General features: G+C 35.3%; 25 protein-coding genes and 1 riboswitch. Of the genes, 23 read left to right on the forward strand and 2 right to left on the reverse strand.

From position 1 onward, the window contains the following. Positions 1-85 precede the first annotated feature (85 nt). Positions 86-229: riboswitch (FMN riboswitch) on the forward strand. A gap of 64 nt (positions 230-293) precedes the next feature. After that, complete coding sequence (locus tag KM149_RS06490; protein ID WP_182280382.1) at positions 294-839, forward strand: ECF transporter S component; 546 nt, start codon at positions 294-296, stop codon at positions 837-839. Positions 840-1,161: 322 nt separating this feature from the next. On the opposite strand, the gene KM149_RS06495 is transcribed toward KM149_RS06490, so the two are convergent. Then, positions 1,162-1,410: a ferredoxin gene (locus KM149_RS06495; RefSeq protein WP_014613875.1), complete on the reverse strand. Its 249-nt coding sequence runs from the start codon at positions 1,408-1,410 to the stop codon at positions 1,162-1,164. Positions 1,411-1,514: 104 nt separating this feature from the next. Between KM149_RS06495 and KM149_RS06500 the strand changes: the two genes are divergently transcribed. From KM149_RS06500 to ypdA, 4 genes are all read left to right on the forward strand, one after another. Further along, a complete protein-coding gene (locus tag KM149_RS06500) occupies positions 1,515-2,459 on the forward strand; it encodes a helix-turn-helix domain-containing protein (RefSeq protein ID WP_165545476.1) in 945 nt (314 codons plus the stop codon). Next, the gene (locus KM149_RS06505; protein ID WP_060829886.1) at positions 2,452-3,828 is read left to right on the forward strand and encodes a RecQ family ATP-dependent DNA helicase; all 1,377 of its coding nucleotides are present in this window, start codon (positions 2,452-2,454) and stop codon (positions 3,826-3,828) included. The genes KM149_RS06500 and KM149_RS06505 overlap by 8 nt, the downstream gene beginning before the upstream one ends. Positions 3,829-4,010: 182 nt before the next feature. After that, complete coding sequence (locus tag KM149_RS06510) at positions 4,011-5,318, forward strand: LysM peptidoglycan-binding domain-containing protein (RefSeq protein ID WP_241415198.1); 1,308 nt, start codon at positions 4,011-4,013, stop codon at positions 5,316-5,318. 394 nt (positions 5,319-5,712) lie between these two features. After that, positions 5,713-6,699, forward strand: coding sequence for a bacillithiol disulfide reductase YpdA (ypdA, locus tag KM149_RS06515; protein ID WP_241415199.1), 987 nt, complete (start codon positions 5,713-5,715; stop codon positions 6,697-6,699). 266 nt (positions 6,700-6,965) lie between these two features. Here ypdA and KM149_RS06520 read toward each other — a convergent pair whose 3' ends face one another. Beyond that, complete coding sequence (locus KM149_RS06520) at positions 6,966-7,934, reverse strand: asparaginase (RefSeq protein WP_241415200.1); 969 nt, start codon at positions 7,932-7,934, stop codon at positions 6,966-6,968. A 73-nt stretch (positions 7,935-8,007) separates the two neighbouring features. Here KM149_RS06520 and cmk point away from each other — a divergent pair, with 73 nt between their 5' ends. From cmk to bshA, 18 genes are all read left to right on the forward strand, one after another. Then, positions 8,008-8,667 carry a (d)CMP kinase gene (gene cmk / locus KM149_RS06525; RefSeq protein ID WP_165545471.1) on the forward strand — a complete coding sequence of 220 codons (660 nt, stop codon included), beginning with the start codon at positions 8,008-8,010 and terminating at the stop codon, positions 8,665-8,667. A gap of 91 nt (positions 8,668-8,758) precedes the next feature. Beyond that, on the forward strand, positions 8,759-9,943 hold the full coding sequence (rpsA, locus tag KM149_RS06530) for a 30S ribosomal protein S1 (protein ID WP_037559132.1): 1,185 nt from the start codon (positions 8,759-8,761) through the stop codon (positions 9,941-9,943). 295 nt (positions 9,944-10,238) lie between these two features. After that, positions 10,239-11,549: a ribosome biogenesis GTPase Der gene (gene der, locus KM149_RS06535; RefSeq protein ID WP_060829892.1), complete on the forward strand. Its 1,311-nt coding sequence runs from the start codon at positions 10,239-10,241 to the stop codon at positions 11,547-11,549. 15 nt (positions 11,550-11,564) lie between these two features. Continuing rightward, entirely contained in the window at positions 11,565-12,563 is a 999-nt protein-coding gene (locus tag KM149_RS06540; protein WP_165545470.1) for an NAD(P)H-dependent glycerol-3-phosphate dehydrogenase, read from the forward strand. Between the two features lie 171 nt (positions 12,564-12,734). After that, positions 12,735-13,007 carry an HU family DNA-binding protein gene (locus KM149_RS06545; protein WP_016425112.1) on the forward strand — a complete coding sequence of 91 codons (273 nt, stop codon included), beginning with the start codon at positions 12,735-12,737 and terminating at the stop codon, positions 13,005-13,007. Positions 13,008-13,191: 184 nt separating this feature from the next. Continuing rightward, positions 13,192-13,758 carry a heptaprenyl diphosphate synthase component 1 gene (locus KM149_RS06550; protein ID WP_016425111.1) on the forward strand — a complete coding sequence of 189 codons (567 nt, stop codon included), beginning with the start codon at positions 13,192-13,194 and terminating at the stop codon, positions 13,756-13,758. Between the two features lie 14 nt (positions 13,759-13,772). Continuing rightward, a complete protein-coding gene (locus tag KM149_RS06555; RefSeq protein ID WP_050330865.1) occupies positions 13,773-14,486 on the forward strand; it encodes a demethylmenaquinone methyltransferase in 714 nt (237 codons plus the stop codon). 17 nt (positions 14,487-14,503) lie between these two features. Next, positions 14,504-15,460: a polyprenyl synthetase family protein gene (locus tag KM149_RS06560; RefSeq protein WP_165545468.1), complete on the forward strand. Its 957-nt coding sequence runs from the start codon at positions 14,504-14,506 to the stop codon at positions 15,458-15,460. Positions 15,461-15,538: 78 nt separating this feature from the next. Further along, complete coding sequence (gene ndk, locus KM149_RS06565; RefSeq protein ID WP_165545467.1) at positions 15,539-15,991, forward strand: nucleoside-diphosphate kinase; 453 nt, start codon at positions 15,539-15,541, stop codon at positions 15,989-15,991. A 439-nt stretch (positions 15,992-16,430) separates the two neighbouring features. Continuing rightward, the gene (aroC, locus tag KM149_RS06570; protein ID WP_103356212.1) at positions 16,431-17,600 is read left to right on the forward strand and encodes a chorismate synthase; all 1,170 of its coding nucleotides are present in this window, start codon (positions 16,431-16,433) and stop codon (positions 17,598-17,600) included. 18 nt (positions 17,601-17,618) lie between these two features. Then, the gene (aroB, locus tag KM149_RS06575; RefSeq protein ID WP_165545465.1) at positions 17,619-18,692 is read left to right on the forward strand and encodes a 3-dehydroquinate synthase; all 1,074 of its coding nucleotides are present in this window, start codon (positions 17,619-17,621) and stop codon (positions 18,690-18,692) included. Next, a complete protein-coding gene (gene aroA, locus KM149_RS06580) occupies positions 18,693-19,982 on the forward strand; it encodes a 3-phosphoshikimate 1-carboxyvinyltransferase (protein ID WP_241415201.1) in 1,290 nt (429 codons plus the stop codon). It begins immediately after the preceding gene. 1 nt (position 19,983) lies between these two features. Then, positions 19,984-21,225, forward strand: coding sequence for a tetratricopeptide repeat protein (locus KM149_RS06585; protein WP_241415202.1), 1,242 nt, complete (start codon positions 19,984-19,986; stop codon positions 21,223-21,225). 11 nt (positions 21,226-21,236) lie between these two features. Beyond that, positions 21,237-21,788 (forward strand): YpiB family protein, encoded by a 552-nt coding sequence (locus tag KM149_RS06590; protein WP_165545462.1) that lies wholly within the window; start codon positions 21,237-21,239, stop codon positions 21,786-21,788. A gap of 37 nt (positions 21,789-21,825) precedes the next feature. After that, the gene (locus tag KM149_RS06595; protein WP_241415203.1) at positions 21,826-22,422 is read left to right on the forward strand and encodes a DUF1405 domain-containing protein; all 597 of its coding nucleotides are present in this window, start codon (positions 21,826-21,828) and stop codon (positions 22,420-22,422) included. Positions 22,423-22,459: 37 nt separating this feature from the next. Continuing rightward, positions 22,460-23,158, forward strand: coding sequence for a zinc metallopeptidase (locus tag KM149_RS06600; RefSeq protein WP_060829901.1), 699 nt, complete (start codon positions 22,460-22,462; stop codon positions 23,156-23,158). 272 nt (positions 23,159-23,430) lie between these two features. After that, positions 23,431-23,754, forward strand: a complete 324-nt coding sequence (locus tag KM149_RS06605) for a nucleotide pyrophosphohydrolase (RefSeq protein ID WP_060829902.1) — start codon at positions 23,431-23,433, stop codon at positions 23,752-23,754. 15 nt (positions 23,755-23,769) lie between these two features. Then, a complete protein-coding gene (bshA, locus tag KM149_RS06610; protein ID WP_060829903.1) occupies positions 23,770-24,894 on the forward strand; it encodes an N-acetyl-alpha-D-glucosaminyl L-malate synthase BshA in 1,125 nt (374 codons plus the stop codon). The last annotated feature ends 3 nt before the right edge of the window (positions 24,895-24,897 follow it).

Below are 24,897 nucleotides of genomic sequence, written 5' to 3' on the forward strand. Positions count from 1 at the left end.
AAGAAGCTCACTGTCAAATGATTGCAAAAACATTGTTTTGGACTGGATTCTCATGTACACTATACTCATTAAAATAGAAAAACGAATTCATCTTCGGGGTAGGGTGCAATTCCCAACCGGCAGTAAATTTAAAGCCTGCGACCTGCAAAAAATCAAAATCTTGATGTTTTGTGGCTGATCTAGTGAGATTCTAGAGCCGACAGTAAAGTCTGGATGGGAGAAGATGGAGGTTTATTTGTGTTGCTTTTTAATCCTCCTATTCAACTAAGATGAATTTAATAGGAGGTTTTTTCATGAAACAAAAGCAAACACGACATTTGATTATTGTGGGAATGTTAAGTGCCATATCGGTTGTCTTAATGTTTATTAAATTCCCTCTTCCATTTTTACCGCCATATTTAACGATTGACTTTAGTGATGTACCATCTTTATTAGCTACTTTTACTTTAGGACCCATTGCTGGCGTTTTAGTAGAATTAATTAAGAATTTACTTAATTTCTTCTTCAATGTGAGTGATCCTGTTGGACCAGTTGCCAACTTCTTAGCTGGAACAACATTGTTATTAGTGAGTTATTGGGTATATCAATCACGCCAAACAACACATCAATTAATCATTGGCCTCGTCGTTGGGACATTAGCTATGACTATTTTACTAAGCATTTTAAATTATTTCGTACTGCTTCCATTGTTTGGAATGATTATGAATTTAGCCGATGTAGCGAATAATCTAAAGCTTATCATTGCAGCGGGCATCATTCCTTTCAATATCATTAAAGGTGCGTTAGTATCAGTTATCTTTATATTGTTACATCGACGTATTGGCCACATTCTAAAATAAAAACATATCAAAACGAAGCGCATGAGTGGGTAGTCTGACACAAAGCCGAATCAACCTAGATGACTTTGCTTAACGTTGATGTTGTTATCAAACAAAAAAGAGATGCCTCTTCACAAATTGTAGAAGATACATCTCTTTTTTTATGCGGAAATTTTAATGACAAGTGTAGCTGAACGCACCATTTACAACTTTAAAATAAATAAGTTGAGTAGGATGTACAACATGAAAACATCCACTCAACTTCTGTCTATACTTAGACATTCAATTGTTTTATATTTATATTAAAGACATCTTGTCTCTAGCAATCATCTCTGTTTATTGTCTACTCAAATTTGAGTGCATCGCCGTCAAATGATTCCTCTTCAACTTTAATAGAATCAGTAGGGCAACCTTCAAAAGCATCTTCAAGGTCTTCATACAATTCTTCTGGTACTGGCGTTGTACCTTGGTTGTCATCTAAAATCACATATGCGATACCCTCATCGTCGTAGTCATAAATATCTGGAGCCGCTGCACCACATGCACCACAAGCGATACAAGTATCCATATCAACTATCGTATATTTAGCCAATTTTTTTCGCCTCCCTTTTCAAAGTGCCACACTAACATTATAATTTTATTGTAGTTCTGTGTACTTAAATTTTCAATATATTCGTTTTAGAATGAGGTCTAATGATGAAACACTTAATTAATTATGCATATCATCATGCATCAGCCTACAAAACTAAAAAAAGCATCTTTAATATTATCATAGGAAAAAAATCTCATCAAACTTTTTTTGATGCTGTCTCTTTAAATCTGTTGTCTTTATATGGTTGTGCACCTAAGCTTAAAATGCAAACTTTTGAAGAAATCATTAAAGAAGAACCCGTTACAACCGACCTAAAAATAACAAATCAAATTACTTTTCCATGTTTACAAGCTTCTTTTAATGCAATACAACTACTCATACAAACTTATTCATATGCCAGACACAATCAAATGACTTTTCAACCGATTTCTTCTCAAACTGAAGTCCATCATGTTGTAAAGCAAATTTATCAATCTGATCAAACAGAAAATATTTTATCTCAATTAGAGCAAGAATTGCGTACGCTTTATCAAAAATTAGAAGCACAACGAGAAAAAATTTGTACCCATTATTTATTAACAGGTTTTGATGAGCCGATGTATACTTTTACCCAAATCAGTATGATTGAATCTATCGAGAGCGACGATTTATTCAAAATGTTTTACGAAGAACTTGTTCAAATTTATATAATGATAAACGAAAGCGGTGACTTTCCTATACTTTCACAATGTGCACTGAGACTTGACGTTTCACAACCGGTTCATCGGACAGCGCAACTATTGAATCAAGGCTACACCCTCCAAAAAATTGCTCAAATTGAAGGTGTGAGAGAAAATACAATCGAGGATCATATTTTAGATTTATTTATGAAAAATCAAATGCATAACTATCAGGATTTTCTCCATCACTTTAATCAAGAATTTATTAATCAATATAATGCTGAACCGTATCAGCGTTTAAAACGTTATAAAGAACGATTTGATAACATGTCGTACTTCGAAATTAAACTTGCAATTGTAGGTATTGCTAAAGGAGAATTAGATGCTTAAAGCAGCTTTAAAACAATTTTTCGGCTTCACATCATTTAGACCAGGGCAAGAAGAAATCATTTCCAGTGTGTTACAACATCAGAATACGCTGGGTATTTTACCAACCGGTACAGGTAAAACACTTTGCTATCAATTGCCTACTTATATAAAACAACAGCCAACACTTATTATCTCACCTCTTATTTCTTTAATGGACGATCAAGTGATGCAAATGAAAATGAAAGGGGAGCAAAAGGTTGTTGCCATTCATTCTGGTTTAGAAGATGCTGAAAAAAGAGTAGCGCTTGCACAAATAAAATCTTCGCGTTTTGTTTTTGTGAGCCCAGAGTTCATTTTACAACCGCATAACTTCAACCAATTTAAAAATATTTCCTTTGGCATTGTGGTATTAGATGAAGTCCACTGTCTTTCTGAGTGGGGGTTTGACTTTCGACCGCATTATGCTTTAATCGGAAAGATAACGCAACAGTTTGAACAGGCAACTGTTTTAGCATTGACAGCAACAGCGACAACTCACTTACAACAAGATATTGAAAGGGTTATTCAACAACCGATGCACAAGATTCAATTTTCAATGGACCGTCCTAATATTTCTCTATCCGTAGAATTAATGGCTTCTCATGAAGAGAAAGTTACATGGTTAATTAACAAAATTGCGCATTCAGGACCAACCATCGTTTATGTCTCTTCAAAAAAAGTTTGCTTAGCGCTTGCACAGACTATTTATCAAGCTGGGTATTTAACAGGAATTTATCATGGAGATTTATCTTATCAAGAACGATTAACGGTACAACAGCAGTTTTTAAAAAATGATATTCGCATCATTGTAGCGACGAGTGCTTTTGGAATGGGAATTAATAAACCAGATATCCGGACAATCATTCACTTTCATCTTTCTCCAAGTCCTTCTAGCTATATGCAAGAAATTGGACGTGCTGGTAGAGATGGTCAACAAAGCCAAGCGATTGCATTGTTTCAGCCAGATGACCAATATTTAATGGAAACTCTGGCAACAGGAAATATTATAAGAGAAGAAGATATTCAACAATATGAACTCGGACAATTGATAGACTCAGAAATAATAGAGATTTTAGATGTTTTGAGCGAGGCATTTACACTCGCACAATTACGTGCCATTTTCAAACAAAATGAAGAAATAAAATTGCGCGCTTTCCGCCATATGCATCATTATGTTTTAACTCAAAAATGTAGAAGACAGCATCTCCTTTCTTATTTTCAAATGCCTAATGAAACTACGTCACAATGTTGTGATCGTTGTGAAACAATCGAACCTATATATGAAAAAAATAAGAAAAAAGTGAAGCGAAAGTTAGACTACAATGAAAAATTAGAAAATTTATTTCATTAGTTTTCACAATGCTTTACACAGCGTTTTTAAAACCGCTATAATCAATATAAATACTTAATAGCTATTTCAATCATCGGGATATGTAAACGGTTGGTAAATTTTCTTTAATAATTGAGGTTATCATGTTTTAAATTCCTTAAATATAGCTATATATTTAATATAAGTAGAAAGGATGAATGTATGTGTCAAAAGATAATTTTAAGGATGAATTCGAACAGAGTCGTCAAGAAATTAAATCTCATAATCATGATGAACCATCAAGTGAGATTCATGTAGACGATTCAGAACAACAAACTGAAAACAACCAACAATTCCCACCTCGAAATGCATCAAGACGTCATAGAAAGAGAGAACATGGTCCATCACCTGTAAATGACGAAAATCAAGCAGATCAACAAATTGATTCGAGCGAACAAGAAACTAATGAAAAATCTCAAAAAAGACCTGGGAAAGTAGGGGGCTTTGTCAATCATCAGGGTGAACATACAAAAGCGAAAAACGATCAACCTATCGCCAAAGATGAGGCAACAGAGCATTCAACGCAAGAGGCTCAACAAAATGACCAAAGTATAAAAGATCATAAAGCAGAGCAAACACATAATCAAAATCATACTGCGCAGACAGGCAATCACAAAAAAAGCAATACTAAAGACAAAGCTGCCTTAACAGGTGCTGCCGCTGTAGGGGGTGGCGCTATCGCTAAACATCATCACAATAAAACAACCTCTCATCATGAGTCTTCAGAAAGTGTCCATTCAAACCAAGATGATGCATCTTCAAGCGATAAAAAAGCGCAGCATGAAAATAAAACAGATAAAGAAAATGCAGTAAGTGGTGCAGCAGTAGGAGCAGGCGCGTCACAAACACATCAATCATCACATACAGGTACTGAAAACAGTCAACCCGCTTATGAGACACATGTTTCAAATGGTAGATCAGGCGGTGGTAGATTCAAGAAATTGTTACCTTTATTAGCAGCGATTATTTTATTAGGTACTTTAGCGATTTTTGGTGGTATTTATCTCGTTAACCATAATCAACAAGGCGACCATGCATCACACGTTGCTCAAAAACATGAAACGAAAGAGCACAGTAAATCAGATAAAGAGAAAGATAAATCGACTAAAGACGATGATAAAGCACAATCAGACAGTCAAGATGACAATAATAGTGCTGATAATGACAATGCCACTGATGACTCAAATGCTTCAGATCAAAATAACAACAGTGCACAAGATCCTACAGATCAAAATCAACAACAATATAATCAAAGTAATCAACAATATGGCCAACAAAATGGTCAAGCGAATAATCAACAAGCACAAAATAATACTGGCCATACCCATACGGTAACAGGTAACCAAAACTTATACCGCATTGCCATTCAATACTATGGAAATGGTTCTCCTGAAAATGTCGAAAAAATTAGACGTGCAAATGGTATCCAAGGTAATAATATTAGAAATGGACAACAATTGATTATTCCATAATTATTATATTTTATATGACTGGGAAGACGCATATACAGTACTATCATCCTCAGCCAATACAGATGATTAAAAATAAGACTAGGAAATCTAAATAAATTAAGATTTTCTAGTCTTATTTATGTTTTAAATTTTGAGGGAGTCAAAATTACAAGTCATATAAAAGAAGGAAAAAACGCATAAACCAGTATTCTAGTCACTTCATTAGCCTGAAAAATTTAACACTTTATACATACATTTCAATTTAGATTCATAAAAAAACTTGTTATAATACTTAAGGAAAATAACAGTTCTTATAATATACTGTGCTAGTATGTGAATTAGGAGGCTATATAGAACATTAAAGTAGCATAATATGTGGTAACTCACCATCATTTTTTAATGTTCTTGTTTAAAAATGAAAACTGTAGAGAGTATCATCATCGGTGGCGGTCCTTGTGGCTTAAGTGCTGCTATAGAACAAAAGAAAAAAGGGATTGAAACGCTTATTATTGAGAAAGGTAATGTAGTAGATGCCATTTATCATTACCCTACACACCAAACATTTTTCTCTTCAAGTGATAAACTCAGCATTGGTGATGTTCCTTTTATTGTTGAGGAGCTTAAACCTAGAAGAAATCAAGCACTTGTTTATTATAGAGAAGTCGTAAAGTATCATCAGTTAAATATTAATGCTTTTGAAGAAGTTTTAACAGTGAAGAAAATGGACGATCATTTCACTTTAACTACTACGAAAGATGTTTATCAATGTCGTTTTTTAACTGTTGCAACGGGTTATTATGGTCAACATAACACATTAGAGGTTGAAGGCGCTGAACTTTCAAAAGTCATGCATTATTTCAAAGAACCCCATCCTTATTTTGACCAAGATGTCGTTGTTATCGGTGGGAAAAATTCAGCAGTCGATGCTGCAATTGAATTAGAAAAAGCGGGAGCACGAGTAACCGTAATCTATCGTGGTGCAGCTTATTCACCTTCTATTAAGCCATGGATTTTACCTAATTTTGAATCATTGGTCCGTAGAGGAAACGTAAAAATGCATTTTAATAGTGTTGTCACTCAAATTACTGACAGTCATGTTACTTTTGAAAAAGAGGGTGAACGTATCACCATTCCAAACGATTATGTATTTGCAATGATTGGCTATCATCCAGATTATGAATTTTTGAAATCTATCGGTATCGAAGTGCATACAAACGATTTTGGAACAGCGCCAGTATACCATCACGAAACGTATGAAACAAATATCGAAAATTGCTATATTGCAGGTGTTATTGTAGCAGGAAATGATGCGAACACAATTTTTATAGAAAATGGCAAATATCATGGCGATGCAATTGCGCAAGATATTTTAACTAAAAAGCAAGCGCCGCTAGAATCATAAATGATACGCTGCCTTTAGCGTATCTAAACAGAACAGTAGTTGTCTAAGGCAAGCATGACATAGACAACTACTGCTCTGTTGTTTATTTATAATCTTCTCATAAATTCAGTTTTACGTATATTAACCCCAATTTTTGCTTATTTTAAATTAATCAGTCCACGCATTAAAGAACAAACTTATGTTCGTCAATGCGTGCGCGCATAACACCAGTTAGACTCATCCACAATCACTTTTATCCTATCTTAAAAAATCCAATTTATATGGTTTTATTCATTAAAATAGTTTTGTATTTGTGGATGCGTCAATTGATTACTTAATGCCACTAACAATTTAAGTCTAGCTTTTTGACCATTTAACCCATTAGAAAAGATAACACCTTTTTCATACAGTTGATGACCGCCACCTTCATACGCATACACAGCACTTACAATACCGTTAAAAGAACGTGAAACTAACACAATGGGTATACCTTGTGCTAAACATGCATTCAGCCCTTGCATTGCAGTATGCGGCAGATTACCTTGCCCTAATGCTTCGACGATTAATCCATCTACTTGTGTATCTGCATAAAATTGCAACATTTCACTTCCCATTCCCATATACGCTTTAACAAGTGGAATGTTCAGTGTAGAGTCAATCAAATGAAAATTTTGGCTTTCATAAGGTTTATGATGAAAGTAAATGCCTGCTTTCGTTATCACACCAAGCGGCCCGTGATTGGGACTTTGAAATGTATTCGTATTTGATGTATGTGTTTTAGTCACATTACGTGCCGTGTGAATTTCATCATTAAATACAACCATTACACCTTTATTTTCAGAGTCATCCGATATCGCAACACGAATTGCAGCGATAAAATTGTATAGACCATCGGAACCAATTTCATTTGAAGACCGCATGGCACCCGTGATAACAATCGGTTTAGAAGTAGCAACTGTTAAATCTAATAAAAAAGCAGTTTCTTCTAATGTATCTGTACCGTGAGTAATGACAAAGCCATCATAATAATTCAAGTTTTCTGGTGTTTCAATCGTATTTTTTAATATCTTCACATGCTCTATTGTCATATGTGGCGAAGGCACGTTAAAAGGCATAATTTCATCAATTTTTGCATATTTCGCAATGACATCCTGATGATGTGAGATAGGGTTGTCAGCAGTCGTACTGACTTTATTCGATTCATCTTCCGACATACTTATGGTGCCCCCTGTATGTATGACTAATAATTTTTTCATATAAGTTCCTCCTCGTAAAGCCATCCATTCTTATGATAAAATAATGTTAAACAAACGACAAGGAAGGTAACAAATGACAGCGATAAACATTGCATTAGATGGACCAGCGGCTGCTGGTAAAAGTACTATAGCGAAAAGAGTTGCAGGACAACTCGGAATGGTCTACGTCGATACAGGGGCTATGTATCGTGCGATCACTTATTATTACTTACAACATAAGGACCGCATTGTGCATTTTGACAAAATGATGGATCAAATTGATTTACATCTTGCATATGATCCAGAAAAAGGGCAGCGTGTCTATTTAAATGATGAAGATGTCACTGATTTTCTACGAGAAAACGATGTCACGCAAGAAGTATCCTATGTTGCTTCAATCAAAGAGGTACGTGCGTTTTTAGTACAAGCACAACAAAAATTAGCGGCTAAAAAAGGCATCGTTATGGATGGCCGAGATATTGGCACAACTGTTCTTCCTGATGCCGAAGTGAAAGTATATATGATTGCATCTGTTGAAGAGCGTGCTGAGCGCCGCTTCAAAGATAACCAAGAACGCGGAATTGTATCCTCAATCGAACAATTAAAAAAAGATATTGCCGAAAGAGATGCCTATGATATGAATCGTGAAATTTCACCATTAAAAAAAGCAGATGACGCTGTAGAAATTGATACAACAGGATTATCGATTGAAGAGGTCACAAATAGAATTATAGCGCTAGTAAATAAAGTTTGAATTATTTTATTCAAACTTATCTAAATTTCTTGACAATTCAACGCTTTTATAAGAAGTTATTATTATGTAGTAGTATAAGGAGGCATTCATGATGACTGAAGAATTCAATGAATCAATGATTAATGACATTAAGGAAGGCGATAAGATTACAGGTGAAGTACAGCAAATTGAAGATAAACACGTTGTTGTACATGTAAATGGTGGAAAATTTAACGGCATTATTCCTATCAGCCAACTATCAACTTATCACGTGGACAACGCGAATGAAGTTGTTAAAGTTGGAGATGAAATCGGTGCATATGTTACTAAAATTGAAATCGATGAGGAAAATGAAACAGGAAGTTACATCCTTTCTAAACGCAAGTTAGAAGAAGAGAAATCTTATGCGTACTTACAAGAAAAATTAGATAACAACGAAACAATTGAGGCTAAAGTAACAGAAGTTGTTAAAGGTGGCTTAGTAGTGGATGTTGGTCAAAGAGGATTCATTCCTGCATCGTTAATTTCAACTGATTACATTGAAGATTTCTCAGATTATGAAGGTAAGGTGCTTGAACTTAAAGTTGAAGAACTTGAACCTGAAAAAAATCGTGTCATCTTAAGCCGCAAAGCAGTAGAAGCAGAAGAAAATGAGAAGAAAAAAGCAGAACTTTTAAAATCTATTAAAGCTGGCGACATTATCGAAGGAAAAGTAGCACGATTAACTAACTTTGGTGCTTTCATCGATCTTGGTGGCGTAGATGGTTTAGTCCATGTATCTGAGTTATCTCACGAGCATGTAAAAACACCTGAAGAAGTCGTTACAATTGGCGATACTGTAAAAGTGAAAGTTCGTTCTGTAGAACAAGATTCTGAGCGTGTTTCACTTTCAATTAAAGATACTTTACCTAGTCCTTTCGAAACGATTCAAGAAAAATATAGTGAAGGTGACGTTGTAGAAGGTAAAGTTATGCGTTTAGCTTCTTTCGGTGCATTTGTTGAAATCGATCATGGTTTACAAGGCCTTGTTCATATCTCTGAAATCAGCCATAAGCACATTGGTACACCTGGTGAAGTACTTGAGCCTGGACAAACAGTTCAAGTTAAAATTTTAGGTATCAATCCTGAAGAAGAACGTATTTCATTATCAATCAAAGCGGCTTTACCTAAAGAGGAAACTGAAGAAGCTTCAGAGGAAACAACACAACAATACACGCAACAATCAACTGATGAAAATGAAAACAATCCTACATTAGGAGATGTTTTTGGAGATAAACTTAAAGACTTAAATTTATAATATAAATTTATTGAGATTACAATGCGTCAACATAGATCATTAATCAGATATGTGTTGATGCATTCGTCTGTATTTCTGGAGTAAAGTATGAGTCTAAGCAATTACAATTGACTTGTACTTTACTCTTTTTCTTTGAATGCATTAATGAAGAGAAAAAGACTGTTATACGTTCCATTTATATCCATTACTTCACATGATATAATACGATTGTTGTATTTAGCATAGTGCTTGTAGTCGATGCGCTTACACGGATATGTTAAAATAATAAAGATATTAATAGAGAGGAAGAACAATCATGACGAAACCTGTAGTTGCTATCGTTGGTCGTCCTAACGTTGGAAAATCTACTATTTTTAACCGCATCGTCGGCGAGCGTGTGTCCATAGTGGAAGATACACCTGGTGTAACACGTGACCGTATTTATGCAAGTGGCGATTGGTTAACACACGAATTTAATATTATTGATACTGGCGGTATCGAAATTGGGGATGCACCTTTTCAAACACAAATTCGCGCACAAGCCGAAATTGCGATTGATGAAGCGGATGTCATTATATTTATGGTCAATGTGCGGGAAGGTATCACTCAAAGTGATGAGATGGTTGCACAGATGCTATATAAATCAAAAAAGCCAGTCGTATTGGCTGTCAATAAAGTAGATAATCATGAAATGCGCAATGATATTTATGACTTTTACTCACTTGGATTTGGAGAACCTTTCCCACTTTCAGGCTCACACGGACTTGGACTTGGAGACTTATTAGAAGAGGTCGCAAAACATTTTAAACCTGAAGAAGAAGATCCATATGATGAAGACACAATACGATTATCATTAATTGGAAGACCCAATGTTGGTAAATCTAGTTTAATCAATGCGATTCTTGGTGAAGATCGTGTTATCGTCTCTAATGTAGCAGGAACAACACGTGACGCCATTGATACTGTATACAGCTATGAAGACCAAGATTATGTATTAATTGATACGGCGGGTATGCGTAAAAAAGGTAAAGTCTACGAATCTACTGAAAAATATTCAGTGTTACGCGCATTGAAAGCCATTGAACGTTCTAATGTCGTCCTTGTCGTACTCGATGCAGAACAAGGTATTATCGAACAAGACAAGCGTGTTGCGGGCTATGCACACGAAGAAGGAAAAGCTATCGTTATCGTAGTCAATAAATGGGACACATTAGAAAAAGACAGTAAAACAATGAAAAAATTTATGGATGATGTTAGACAAAACTTCCAATTTTTAGACTATGCACAAATCGCTTTTGTATCTGCTAAAGAAGGTACGCGTTTACGCACGTTATTCCCGTTAATTAACGAAGCAAGTGAAAACCATAAAAAACGTGTACAAAGTTCAACGCTGAACGAAGTCATTACAGATGCCATTGCCATGAATCCAACACCTACGGATAAAGGCCGCAGATTGAACGTATTTTATGCTACACAGGTCGCTATTGAGCCACCAACGTTTGTGGTGTTTGTTAATGATGTAGAACTATTACACTTCTCATACAAACGTTACCTTGAAAATCAAATTAGACAAGCGTTCGGTTTTGAAGGTACGCCTGTTCACATTATTGCTCGAAAACGAAACTAAATCGGAGGGGTTTATATGACAAGCATTACCGTGTTTGGTACAGGCAGTTTTGGTACTGCATTAGCAAATGTTCTAGCAGAGAATGGCCATAACACACTCATGTGGGGGAAAACTTTATCAACTGTTGAAGAGATTAACACGCATCATACCAATCATAATTATTTGAAGAACGTAGAATTAAATCACCATATTAATGCGACAACAAATATCGAAGCGGCAATTGACCATGCAGATATTTTCCTTGTTGCCTTACCAACAAAAGCTATCCGAGAGGTGATGACACAAGTCAATGGATTGTTAACGACTCGCAAATCGTTTATCCATGTTACAAAAGGGATTGAAAACGGAACATTTAAACGTGTATCTGAAATGTTAGCAGACACAATTTCTCCTGAATATAATGCTGGTATTGGCGTTCTATCTGGTCCGAGTCATGCTGAAGAAGTTGTCATTAAACAACCTACAACTGTCGCAGCTGCTTCAAGTGATCCTGAATTACGTAAATGTATCCAAGACCTTTTTATGACAGATTATTTACGTGTTTATACGAATGATGATTTAGTTGGCGTAGAACTCGGGGGCGCTTTGAAAAATATTATTGCTATTGCGAGTGGCGTATTAGTCGGTATGGGCTTTGGTGATAATGCAAAAGCTGCTTTAATGACACGAGGGCTTGCTGAAATAACAAGACTTGGCGTCAAACTGGGAGCTGACCCTCTTACTTTCCAAGGTTTAGGAGGCATTGGAGATTTAATCGTGACTTGTACTTCAACGCATTCTCGTAACTTCACTTTAGGTTATCAGCTCGGTAAGGGGAAAAAGTTGAAAGAAATTATGAGTGAAATGAATATGGTTGCTGAAGGTGTCTATACAACTGAATCTGTTTATCATTTATCCAATGCGGTACAAGTCGAGATGCCAATCACTGAAGCGTTATACCGTGTACTGTTCGAGGATGAGCCTGTTGAACGCGCAGTAAAAGCATTAATGGGAAGAACTAAAAAATCAGAATAACTTTCCTTGAAGGGTGTCATTTTAGTCATAAATCTCTAAAATTTAACAAAATGCGATTAAATCAACGTTTTTCGCATATAAATCGTTGCAGTCTTGTATGGGCTTGTGTTAAAGTCATACCATAATGATAATTGAATTATCATTACATAACCTTTGAGGAGGTGAATTGACATGAACAAAACTGACTTAATCAACGCTGTTGCTGATCAAGCTGAACTTACTAAAAAAGAAGCTGGTCAAGCAGTTGATGCTGTTTTTGAATCAATTCAAAAAACACTAGCTAAAGGTGAAAAAGTACAATTAATCGGTTTCGGTAACTTTGAGGTACGTGAACGTGCTGCACGTAAAGGACGTAACCCTCAAACTGGTAAAGAAATTGATATTCCTGCAAGTAAAGTTCCAGCTTTCAAAGCAGGTAAAGCATTGAAAGATGCAGTAAAATAATTCAATTATTTACAAGTAAAAAAGCCCTTTATAGGGCTTTTTGCTTTAATTAAGTCATTTTCCATATCTTTTCACAATACAACCATCTCAAAACCTCAATATCTCTTATAGAAAAGTAATTCAGATTTAATTTTTTGAATGATAGTGTTAAGATAGAGAGTGATTAAAAATAGAGGTGGGGCATATGGAAAATACTTTAACGTATTTACAACGACAAATTGATAATCGACTGAATCAATTGAATCAACCAGATAATATACATATTAATAAACCATTAAGTCATTTGTTAGATCAGTTATCAGTCCCTTTAAATGCGAAACTTGCATGCCTTTCAATTGATACATCAATGAAGCATCTAGATCGGATTAGCTTCTATCATTATGAACGGGATGCAATTTTAATAGGTGATTTAATGAGTGCCCACTATTATCAATTAATAGCGGATTTAAAAGATGTTCATTTTCAACTTAAAATGAGTCAGGCGATTGTTAAAATAAATGAACTGAAATCATTCATACAACATCAAGGCAAAGCGCTAAGCCAAAAAGAATTTTTGGAGACAATCATTACGATTGAAACCCTCTTAATTAAAGTTCTAATTGACCGATTCAGCAAAGAAACTGAATTTAATACTCTTCGTGCCTACCTGATTAATCATCTTGAAATTCAACATTTAACCTATCTCATCGATTTTGATACGACTGAAATTGAAGAGACGATTAACCAACTCCAAAATTATATTAAAGAATAAATGAGGTTTCTAAAATGGCTAAAAACAATGTAAACAAAGCCCATGTTCATGAGGTATTTCAAAATATATCCGGTAAATATGACCGATTAAACAACATTATTAGCTTTGAACAACATAAAGTATGGCGTAAAAAAGTGATGAAAGAAATGAACGTTAAGCCTGGTTCAAAAGCACTAGATGTATGTTGTGGTACTGCTGATTGGACAATTGCGTTGAGCAAAGCTGTAGGTCCAGAAGGCGAAGTCACAGGACTTGATTTCAGTGAAAACATGTTAAAAGTGGGCGAAGAAAAGACTGCACATATGGATAATATTCGTCTTGTACAAGGCGATGCGATGGCACTCCCTTTTGATGATAATGTTTTTGATTATGTCACAATCGGATTTGGATTAAGAAACGTTCCAGATTATTCAAAAGCTTTATCTGAAATGCATCGTGTCCTAAAACCAGGGGGCATGGTCGTATGTTTAGAAACAAGTCAACCAACTATTCCAGTATTTAAACAAGTTTATAAAATGTATTTTAAATTTGTAATGCCATTATTCGGTAAAATTTTCGCTAAATCAAAACAAGAGTATGAATGGTTACAGCAATCTGCATTTGATTTTCCAGATCGTAAAAAATTAAAAGGTCTTTTCGAATCAGTGCATTTCCAAAATGTTAAAGTACGTAGTTTTACCGGTGGTGTATCAGCTATGCACTTAGCATACAAACCGAAATCGAAATAATTAAAAGGTGATTATGCATGTCGAAAATAAATTTGAATCAAGAAATTAAAAAAATTGAAAACTCGTTAAAGCAGTTGGTTCAATCGGATGATTCAACACTTGAAAATGCTGCTAATCACCTCTTATCATCTGGTGGCAAGCGTATTCGACCTCTTTTTGTCATTTTAAGCAGTTATGTTGGTCAAAACCCTGCAAATACAGCTGCTTATCAAGTAGCTACATCGCTCGAACTTATTCATATGGCGACACTTGTACATGATGATGTGATTGATTTAAGCGACAAAAGAAGAGGGAAGTTGACGATTGAAAAAAAGTGGGATCAACCTACAGCCATATTGACTGGAAATTTTTTGCTTGCCCGGGCATTAGAACACTTATCTCAAATTGAAGATTATCGCATCCATCAAACGCTTTCACAAGCTATTATTGAAGTTTGTCGAGGTGAATTGTTTCAATTTCAAGATCAATTTAGAGCTACACAATCGATGACCAATTATTTGAGACGTATTAATCGTAAAACAGCATTATTAATCCAATTAGCAACTGAAGTTGGCGCAATGACAGCTGAAGCTGATACCGAAACTGTAAGAAAAATGCGCAACATTGGCCATAATATTGGAATGAGCTTTCAAATTATTGACGATGTGCTTGACTTTACGAGTACAGAGAAAAAATTAGGGAAGCCTGTCGGAAGTGATTTACGCAATGGACATATGACACTTCCTGTCTTATTGGAAATGAGAAACAATCCGACGTTTAAAGAGAAAGTTGTGGCTTTAAATCGACAGTCAGATACTGCTGATTTTGAGTGGTGCATAAATCAGATTAGAAATTCTGATGTCATTCAACAATCGCTAGATATTAGTCAAAAATATTTGGATAAAGCGACAAGCTTACTTAATACTTTACCTAAAAGTGATATTACACCGCATTTTAAAAAATTAATTAAACGACTACAAAACAGAATGCATTAGATGAGTTTGTTGTTGAAAGCGCTTCAAACTAATGATAGGATATTCTTGTACTATAAATACACAGGGGGATATCTCAACATGGAAAAAAGTTTTGTAATGATTAAGCCAGATGCTGTTCAACGTAAATTAATAGGTGAAATTGTACAGCGTATCGAGCAAAAAGGTTTAAAACTTGTAGGTGCAAAATTGATGACAGTTTCTAAATCACTTGCAGAAACTCATTATCAAGAACATGAAGGGAAACCATTTTATTCTTCATTAGTTTCTTTCATTACTTCAGCACCTGTATTCGCAATGGTTGTAGAAGGTGAAAATGCTGTTGCAGTCGCAAGACATATTATCGGTAGCACAAATCCATCTGAAGCTACACCAGGCTCAATTCGAGGAGACTTAGGCTTGACTGTTGGTCGTAATGTCATCCACGGCTCAGACTCTATCGCATCTGCTGAGCGAGAAATTGCCTTATGGTTTAACGAAGAAGAAATCAGTACATATCATACACCTGATGAAACTTGGTTGTATGAAGGTTAATTATTAAGAACCCGAGACTTTCGTGAAAACAACGGAATCATCTCGGGTTTCTCTTTTTGATTTGTGCCTCATTTGTATCAACCCACAGCCTTTTTATGTCTTTCAAATGAATATATAGTCATTGATACATCTTTCTACTATAATAAGCATTTGTTCGAGCAAAAGCAGTTGTCTTTGAGTAACATCATTCTAACTATTTCCATCAAATCAATTCATTTAACCTATGTATAGAGCGCTTAATACAGAGCCGCTTCAAAGAATACGATTAAAAAGCGTTATACTAACAGACACTTTAGCCATTAAAAGCGATAAACAAAAAAGACTGAATTGTATTAATTTATCTTTTATTTTATGCTATGATATGAGGCATACGAATTTTAAATTAGATCTATTAATCGCAAATTGATTAGGAATATTAATCTAAGGGGGCGTGTCAGTCATGTTAAGGTTTTTAACTTCTGGAGAATCACATGGACCGCAATTAACAGTTATTATTGAGGGATTGCCTTCAAATATGAAAATCGATATCAATCAAATCAATGAAGAAATGTTTAAACGTCAAGGTGGATACGGCCGAGGTCGCCGTATGCAAATTGAAAAAGACACAGTTGAAATAGTTTCTGGTGTGCGTCACGGCTATACTTTAGGAAGTCCTATCACCGTTGTCATAAAGAACGATGATTTTACACATTGGCGTAACATTATGGGTGCTGAACCTATCTCAGAAGAAGCGCAAGACAATATGAAACGTGTCATTACTAAACCGCGACCAGGACACGCTGATTTAGTTGGCGGGATGAAATACAACCATCGTGATTTACGCAATATCTTAGAGCGTTCATCTGCACGAGAGACTGCGGCAAGAGTGGCTGTGGGGGCACTTTGCAAGCAAATGCTTAAACAATTGGGTATAGACGTTTATAGTCGTGTTGTTGAAATTGGTGGCATTAAAGATCAAGGTATTTATGATATTGAAACAATTATAGAAAATGTAGATCAAAATGATGTCCGCGTAATTGATTCTCAAATTGCTCAAGCTATCCGTGATAAAATCGATCAAGCTAAAAAAGACGGTGACTCAATCGGTGGTGTGGTGCAAGTGATTGTAAATCATATGCCAATCGGTATAGGAAGTTATGTGCATTATGATAGAAAATTAGATGGTCGCATTGCACAAAGCGTCGTTGGTATTAATGCATTTAAAGGTGTTAGTTTTGGCGAAGGTTTTAAAGCTGGTGAAAAGTTAGGCAGTGAAATACAAGACCCAATTTTATTTTCAGAGGAAAAAGGTTACTACAGAGCCTCCAATCATCTTGGTGGTTTAGAAGGCGGAATGTCAAATGGGATGCCAATCATTGTGAATGGTGTTATGAAGCCGATTCCTACCTTGTACAAACCACTTGATTCAGTTGATATTGATACGAAAGCGCCATTTAAAGCAACGATTGAACGTTCAGATAGTTGTGCTGTACCTGCTGCGAGTGTCGTTTGCGAACACGCGGTATCTTTTGAAATCTCGAAAGCAATTTTAGAAGAATTTGGTTCACATGATTTCGCACGTTTAGTTCAACTTGTAACAGAGAGACGCGAACTTAACAAAACATTTTAAAAGAATAGGTGATTGACATTGGAATTGACAACCACATACGCACAAAATAATTATCCTATTATTGTCGCACATTCATCCTTAAACAAGCTAACCGAATTCACTTCGAGTTATCAGCACACTTTCGTCTTCGTAGATGCATCAGTTTATCAACTTTGGAAAAGTAAAATCGATCAACTTGTGACCACTCAAGCGATGACATGCATAACGATTCCTTCAGGAGAGCAAGTCAAATATTTCTCATATTATGAAGAGTACTTAGAGTTATTATTATCTTATCATCCCACTCGAAATACCTGTCTTGTCGCAATTGGAGGTGGCGCTACAGGAGATTTTGTAGGCTTTTTAGCTGCTACACTTTTGAGAGGCGTAGATTTTATACAAGTTCCTACGACACTTTTGGCACACGATTCAAGTATCGGAGGTAAGGTCGGCATTAATACAAAGCAAGGTAAAAATTTAGTAGGCGCATTTCATCGGCCAAAAGCGGTACTATATGATTTAGACTTTTTAGACACGTTACCTGAAAGCGAAATATTAAGTGGCTTCGCTGAAATATACAAACATGCTTTATTGAGAAATGAAAATGCAACAAAAGCTTTAGAAAATCAATACCCGAGTCAAATAGAGCTCAAATCTTTAAAACAAATCGAAACATACTTAATTCAAGGTATCCAAACAAAATTACAAATTGTCGTTGAAGATGAAAAAGAAAAGGGACAACGCCAGTTTTTAAATTTAGGTCATACTTTTGGTCATGCTGTAGAATATCATCATCGATTACCACATGGTTATGCTGTTATGATTGGCATATTATATCAATTTATTGTATCAAATATTTTATTCAACACTTCGTTTAATCTTCAACACTATTATCGTTACTTTGAATCATTAGGTTATCCGTTGGAAATCGTCACATCGTTCCAATTTGAACCGTTATATGCGCTGATGTTACACGATAAAAAAAATGACGCTGATGGTGTACGCATGGTTTTATTAAAAGGCATCGGTAGTCCTATTGCAGTCCACGTGAATCGTAACATTTTACATCAAGCATTTATGCAACTTAAGCAACTCCACAAAGAGGTGAATTAAATGGAAACCATAACATTAAAAGGTCCTCTAAAAGGGGAAATCACGGTTCCCGGAGACAAATCAATGACACACCGTGCAATCATTTTTGCTTCTTTAGCGAAAGGAACATCAGTCATCTATCAACCTCTGTTAGGTGAAGATTGTTTACGTACAGCCGAAATATTTGAAAAACTAGGGGTCAAGATGACCATCACATCAGAAAAAATAGTGATTGATTCACCAGGGTATCAAGATTTTAAAACACCCCATCAATGTTTATATACAGGAAATTCAGGTACAACAACAAGATTATTAGCAGGACTATTTGGCGGAATGGGGTTAAGAAGTGTGCTTTCAGGCGATGCATCTATTGCAAAAAGGCCAATGAATCGTATCTTACAACCACTTCAAAAGATGAATATCAATATTAGTGGCGTTGATGAAAACTATACACCACTCATTGTAATGCCAAGTCAAGTTCGAGGCATAGATTATCAAATGCCCGTTGCAAGTGCGCAAGTAAAAAGTGCTATTTTATTAGCGGGTTTGTTTGCCAATGAAGAAACTGTCATACATGAAATTGAAGTGTCTCGTAATCACACAGAAACGATGTTTGCCCATTATCAGATACCTGTTGAAACAAATCAATTAACAGTGACATTGCCACCGAGAGGGATTGACAACATTGTTGCACGAGATTTTTATGTTCCAGGCGACATCTCTTCAGCCTCTTTTCTTATTGTTGCTGCCTTAATAACACCGAATAGTGATATCACGATAAACAATGTAGGAATCAACCCCACACGTGATGGCATCATTGAAATTGTACAGAAAATGGGAGGCCGCCTTACATTAACTCAACAAACCGACGGACCCGAGCCTACAGCGACACTTCGTGTACAATATACACCTCATTTACAAGGTATTGAAATTGGAGGTTCACTCATCCCACGTTGTATTGATGAGTTACCAGTGATTGCATTACTCTGTACACAAGCTACGAGTTCAAGTATCATAAAAGATGCTGAAGAATTAAAGGTAAAAGAAACCAATCGAATTGATACGACAGCAAACGAACTGAGTAAACTTGGCTTAAAATTAAAACCGACAGAAGATGGGCTTATCATTGAGCCTTCAACAGTTTCCAAACTTTCAGATCTCGATAGCCATACGGATCATAGAATTGGCATGATGCTAGCAGTTGCTTCATTACTCACTGAACAACCTGTACGTATTCATCAATTTGAAAGTGTAAACGTATCTTTCCCGGGGTTCTTACCTATGTTAAAACAATTAGAAAATGAGGGATAATATGCAAGACATCTATAAATTAATCGATGATATCAATCTACAAAAATTAAACCAGCTTGATTCTCGAGTACAACAAGCATTGGAGTCTGACGATGATGATGCGTTGTTCGTTTTAGGTGAGACACTATACAATTTTGGTCTAACACCTCAAGGTCTTGAAGTTTTTAGAACTCTTTATATGAAGTATCCCGATGAAGATGAAATACTAATTTATTTTATTGATGGATTGATTTCCGAAAACCACACAGACGAAGCTTTAGAATATTTAAACGAAGTCCCCCTTACTCCTGAACGTTTAATGTTAGAAGCAGATTTGTATCAACAAATCAGTATGGTGGATATCGCAATAGAAAAAGTACAACAAGCGATTGATATGCAACCTGCGGATCCGATTATACATTTTGCGCTTGCGGAGCTTCTTTATTTCGATGGACAATATTTACGTGCTTCGCGAGAATATGACACTGTTCTTGAAAGCGGTGAATATGAAATCAATGGTATCAATTTGTTTTCTAGATTAGCCGACAGTAGCCTTCAAAGCGGTAATTATACAGATGCATTACGTTGGTTTGATGAAATCAACGAAAAAGAACTTCATTCTGAAGACTACTTGAAAAAAGCAATTGCTTATGAAAAAAATGATTTAACGCATGAAGCGATTAAACTCATGAAAACTTTATTACAAAAAGATCCGGATTTCATCCAAGCGTATTATTATTTACAACAACTATATGAAAATGAAAAAAGTTTTCCAGATGCCATTGAGATTGGGCAAGAGGGGTTGCGACTCAACCAATTTTATAAAGAATTAATGTATAGTACAGGCGCATTACAAATTGAACATGGCGACCAAAACGAGGGTGTCGAATTGTTAAAACAAGCCCTTGAAGTTGATCCAAGTTATCAAGAACCTTTATTGATGCTTGCGGACTTATTTAGAAAAGAAGAAGAATATGAAGCCATTATTGAGTTGGTGCAATTTGTCAATGAAGAAGATATGGATCCTCAATTTGTATGGCAATTGGCATATGCATTTGGAGAAGAAGAACGCGATAAGGAAGCGCAACATTTTTATGAACTCGCTTTTGATACGTATAAAGCAAATATCGATTTCTTAAAAGATTACTATTATTACCTCATCGAAGTCGGTCAGACAGGTCAAGCAAAAGGTATACTCGAAACGCTTATTGAAAAAGATAAAGGTAATACAACATGGATTGAAGAACAAGAACGTTTAATTTAAGGTGATGATTCATGTATGAAGTGCATTTAAATTACGAAAAAAGAAACTTTATTGATTATCTACTATTTCATTATCAATTTAAATCAAGAATTAGCGTTTGGATCTTAAACCTAATCAGATCAAATAGCAAAAGGCTCGAACGTATTCATTTTGTTGATCATATTGTACAGGGGCATCCCACACTTGAAATTGCAACTGAAGATGCCCCGTTTGTTGCAATTAAGTATCATGATACACATACGAATTTAATGAATTCAAACGAGATTTTTCACAATATCGTAAAGCACGATGACATTATTGATATAAAAATCCATTTTGGACATACATCTCAACGCGATAAGAGAATGGATCGCCTATTATTACATCAAATTATTACTTCTTACAATAACCATGATTACTTAAAAGATATGTATACTATTGAATTATCTAAAAATATTGAGCATCAGTTAATTCTCACCATTCAATCACAAATTGATTTAAGCCTTAACATGAACGATGTAGAGGCTTTTCATCATTATTCAAACGTTTTGAACTTATTAAAACTACGTCACATGAATGATTAATACGGTCAAATTCAATTTAATTACGAGAGGTTCCACCATGCTATGGACACAAATCCAAAACATATTATTTTACAATCGAACGCCATTTTTACTTCTTATTTTATTTAATATTTTAGGTACAATTTACGGCTATATTTGGTATCAACCCAGATTGGCCACGACACCTTGGTATTTTTGGCCATTTGTTCCGGATAGTCCAACTGCAACACTCTTTTTAGTAGTGTCACTTGTCCTACTGTATTTTAATAAAAAGAGTGCGCTTATCGATGCGCTAGCTTTTGTAACTTTAATTAAATACGGTGTTTGGGCCGTCTTGATGAATATCATTCTATTTGTGCATGACGAAACGATTTATGGGATGGGTGTTTTCTTGCTATTGATGCATGCTATCATGGCCATTCAAGCCTTTTTATTTTTACCCCTCTTTAAATTTACCGAAAGTAGTATTATTGTCAGTATCCTATGGGTCTTTCATAATGATGTCATTGATTATGTGTTCCATCAATATCCTGTATATGGAGGACTCTCACAATTTGAAACACAAATAGGTTACATGTCGTTTTGGCTTTCAGTCATTTCCATTTTGTTTTTGATTTATTTTACAAGACAAGGTAAAAAGATTGACCCTATTTGAAGTACCACGTAAAATATAGTCTAAAGGAGTGAGCATAATGTCTTTAATGTCTTTAATTATTTATTTTGTAATACTTATGATCCTCCCAATGTATGCACAACACAAAGTTAAATCTAACTATGAAAAATATTCTCAAGTTAGATCGACAAGTGGCAAGACGGGAAGAGAAGTCGCATTAGAAATTTTACATGCGAATGGTATTTATGATGTGGAAGTAAAAGAAGGTCAAGGTTTTCTAACTGACCATTATGACCCTAAAAATAAGGTAGTCGTTTTGTCACCCGCCAACTATAGTCGACCTAGCGTAGCCGGAACTGCAATTGCTGCACACGAAGTCGGACACGCGATTCAAGACTATGAAGGTTACTTCTTTTTACGATTCCGTTCTGCATTAGTACCAGTTGCGAACCTAGGAAGCTCATTGTCATATATTTTCATTATGGCTGGAATTGTGTTAACCGGATTACAAATGGCAATTGGTTCAACTGCTTTATGGATTGGGATTTTCTTAATGGCTTTTGCTGTATTATTTTCAATAGTGACATTACCAGTTGAATTTGATGCGAGTAAACGTGCCATGAATCAGATTCAAAAGTTAAGCATTGTAAATGAAAAAGAATATAAACACGCTGGACGCGTTTTAAGAGCCGCAGCAATGACTTATGTGGCAGCAACAGCAGTCGCAGTCGCTGAGCTATTACGATTTATTTTAATCGCGCGTTCATCGGATCAATAAAAATAGAATGCAAAAAGAGTTGGAGAAATTGCTCCAACTCTTTTTTGTTATGCTCTAAAAGCAGTGTTATGCCATGGTTGGAGGTGGAATAACATCAATCTCAAATGACCTATTTTTAAATCATGATGTATTGTGTATACGCATTCACTCATTTTTATTTCATTTAAATCGTATTGAGTTGTATCTTAAAATAGAATGAGTTTGATAGATTGCCCAAATCGATTCATTTCATGTAAGATAAAAGAGAATGAATTTAGAAAGGAAGTCATAAAATGACCAAGTCACTCTCTGAAATGCAAAAAGAAGTTGATACATATATATCACAATTTAAAACAGGTTATTTTTCTCCGCTTGCGAATTTGGCACGCTTAACTGAAGAAGTAGGGGAGTTAGCACGTGAAATCAATCATTTTCACGGTGAAAAGAAGAAAAAAGAGAGTGAAGCTGATAATACGATTGAAGCAGAGCTAGGCGATAATTTATTTGTATTACTTTGTTTAGCTAATTCTTTAAATATTGATATGACGGATAGTTTTAATCAAACGATGCGAAAATTTAATACGCGTGATAAAAACCGTTTTGAAAGAAAATCATAAAGGAGATTATTGACGATGAAAATTGGAATTACTTGTTATCCATCTGTAGGTGGCTCAGGTGTGATTGCAACGGAATTAGGTATATTAATGGCCGAGCGTGGCCACGAGGTTCATTTTATTACTTCAAATATGCCTTTTCGACTTACAAAACCGATTCCTAACATTACCTTTCACCAGGTTGATGTCAATCAGTATTCTGTTTTTCAATACCCGCCTTATGATATTTCGTTAAGTACAAAAATTGCGAACGTCATTAATGAGTATGATTTAGATGTATTACATATGCATTATGCAATCCCTCATGCCATTTGTGGTATTTTAGCAAGACAAATGTCGGGTAAAGATATTAAAATCATGACCACTCTACATGGAACAGATATCACTGTTTTAGGATACGATCATTCGTTAAGAAATGCGATAAAATTCGGAATTGAACAAAGTGATGTCGTGACAAGTGTAAGTCAATCACTTAAAGCACAAACAAATGAGATTATTGCGCCGAATAAAGAAATTATTCCTATCTATAATTTTGTGAGAGAATCAGAATTTCCGACAAGATATAATCCATCCTTTAAAGAAAGCTATCATATTGAGCAAGATGAAAAAGTATTAATCCATGTTTCAAACTTTAGACAAGTGAAGCGTATTGACACTATCATCGACACATTTAGTAAAGTTAGAAAACAAATGAAAGCTAAATTATTATTAATCGGAGACGGTCCAGAATTATTAGATATGCGAATGAAAGTACGTGAACTTGGCTTATCCGATGAAGTGCTATTTTTAGGCAAGCAAGATTGTATGAGTAATTTCTATCAAATTGCAGATATTGTTTTATTAATGAGTGAAAAAGAAAGTTTTGGTTTAACTTTATTAGAAGCAATGAAAACGGGTGTTATTCCAATAGGAACCTATGCAGGTGGTATTCAAGAAGTGATTCAACACGAAAAAACAGGTTATCTTGTAGACATAGGAGATAGTGATACAGCTGCGCAATATGCATTAAAATTATTAAAAGATCCAGTTCTTTATCAAACGATGCAACAACACATGCTAAAAGATGTTGAGACACGCTTTCATTCTCAGAATATCGCAGATCAGTATGAATATTATTATAAACAAATGTTAGGAGAGCTTTAATTC

It is taken from the genome of Staphylococcus coagulans (assembly GCF_022557135.1).
In the GTDB taxonomy this organism is placed as follows: Bacteria; Bacillota; Bacilli; order Staphylococcales; family Staphylococcaceae; genus Staphylococcus; species Staphylococcus coagulans.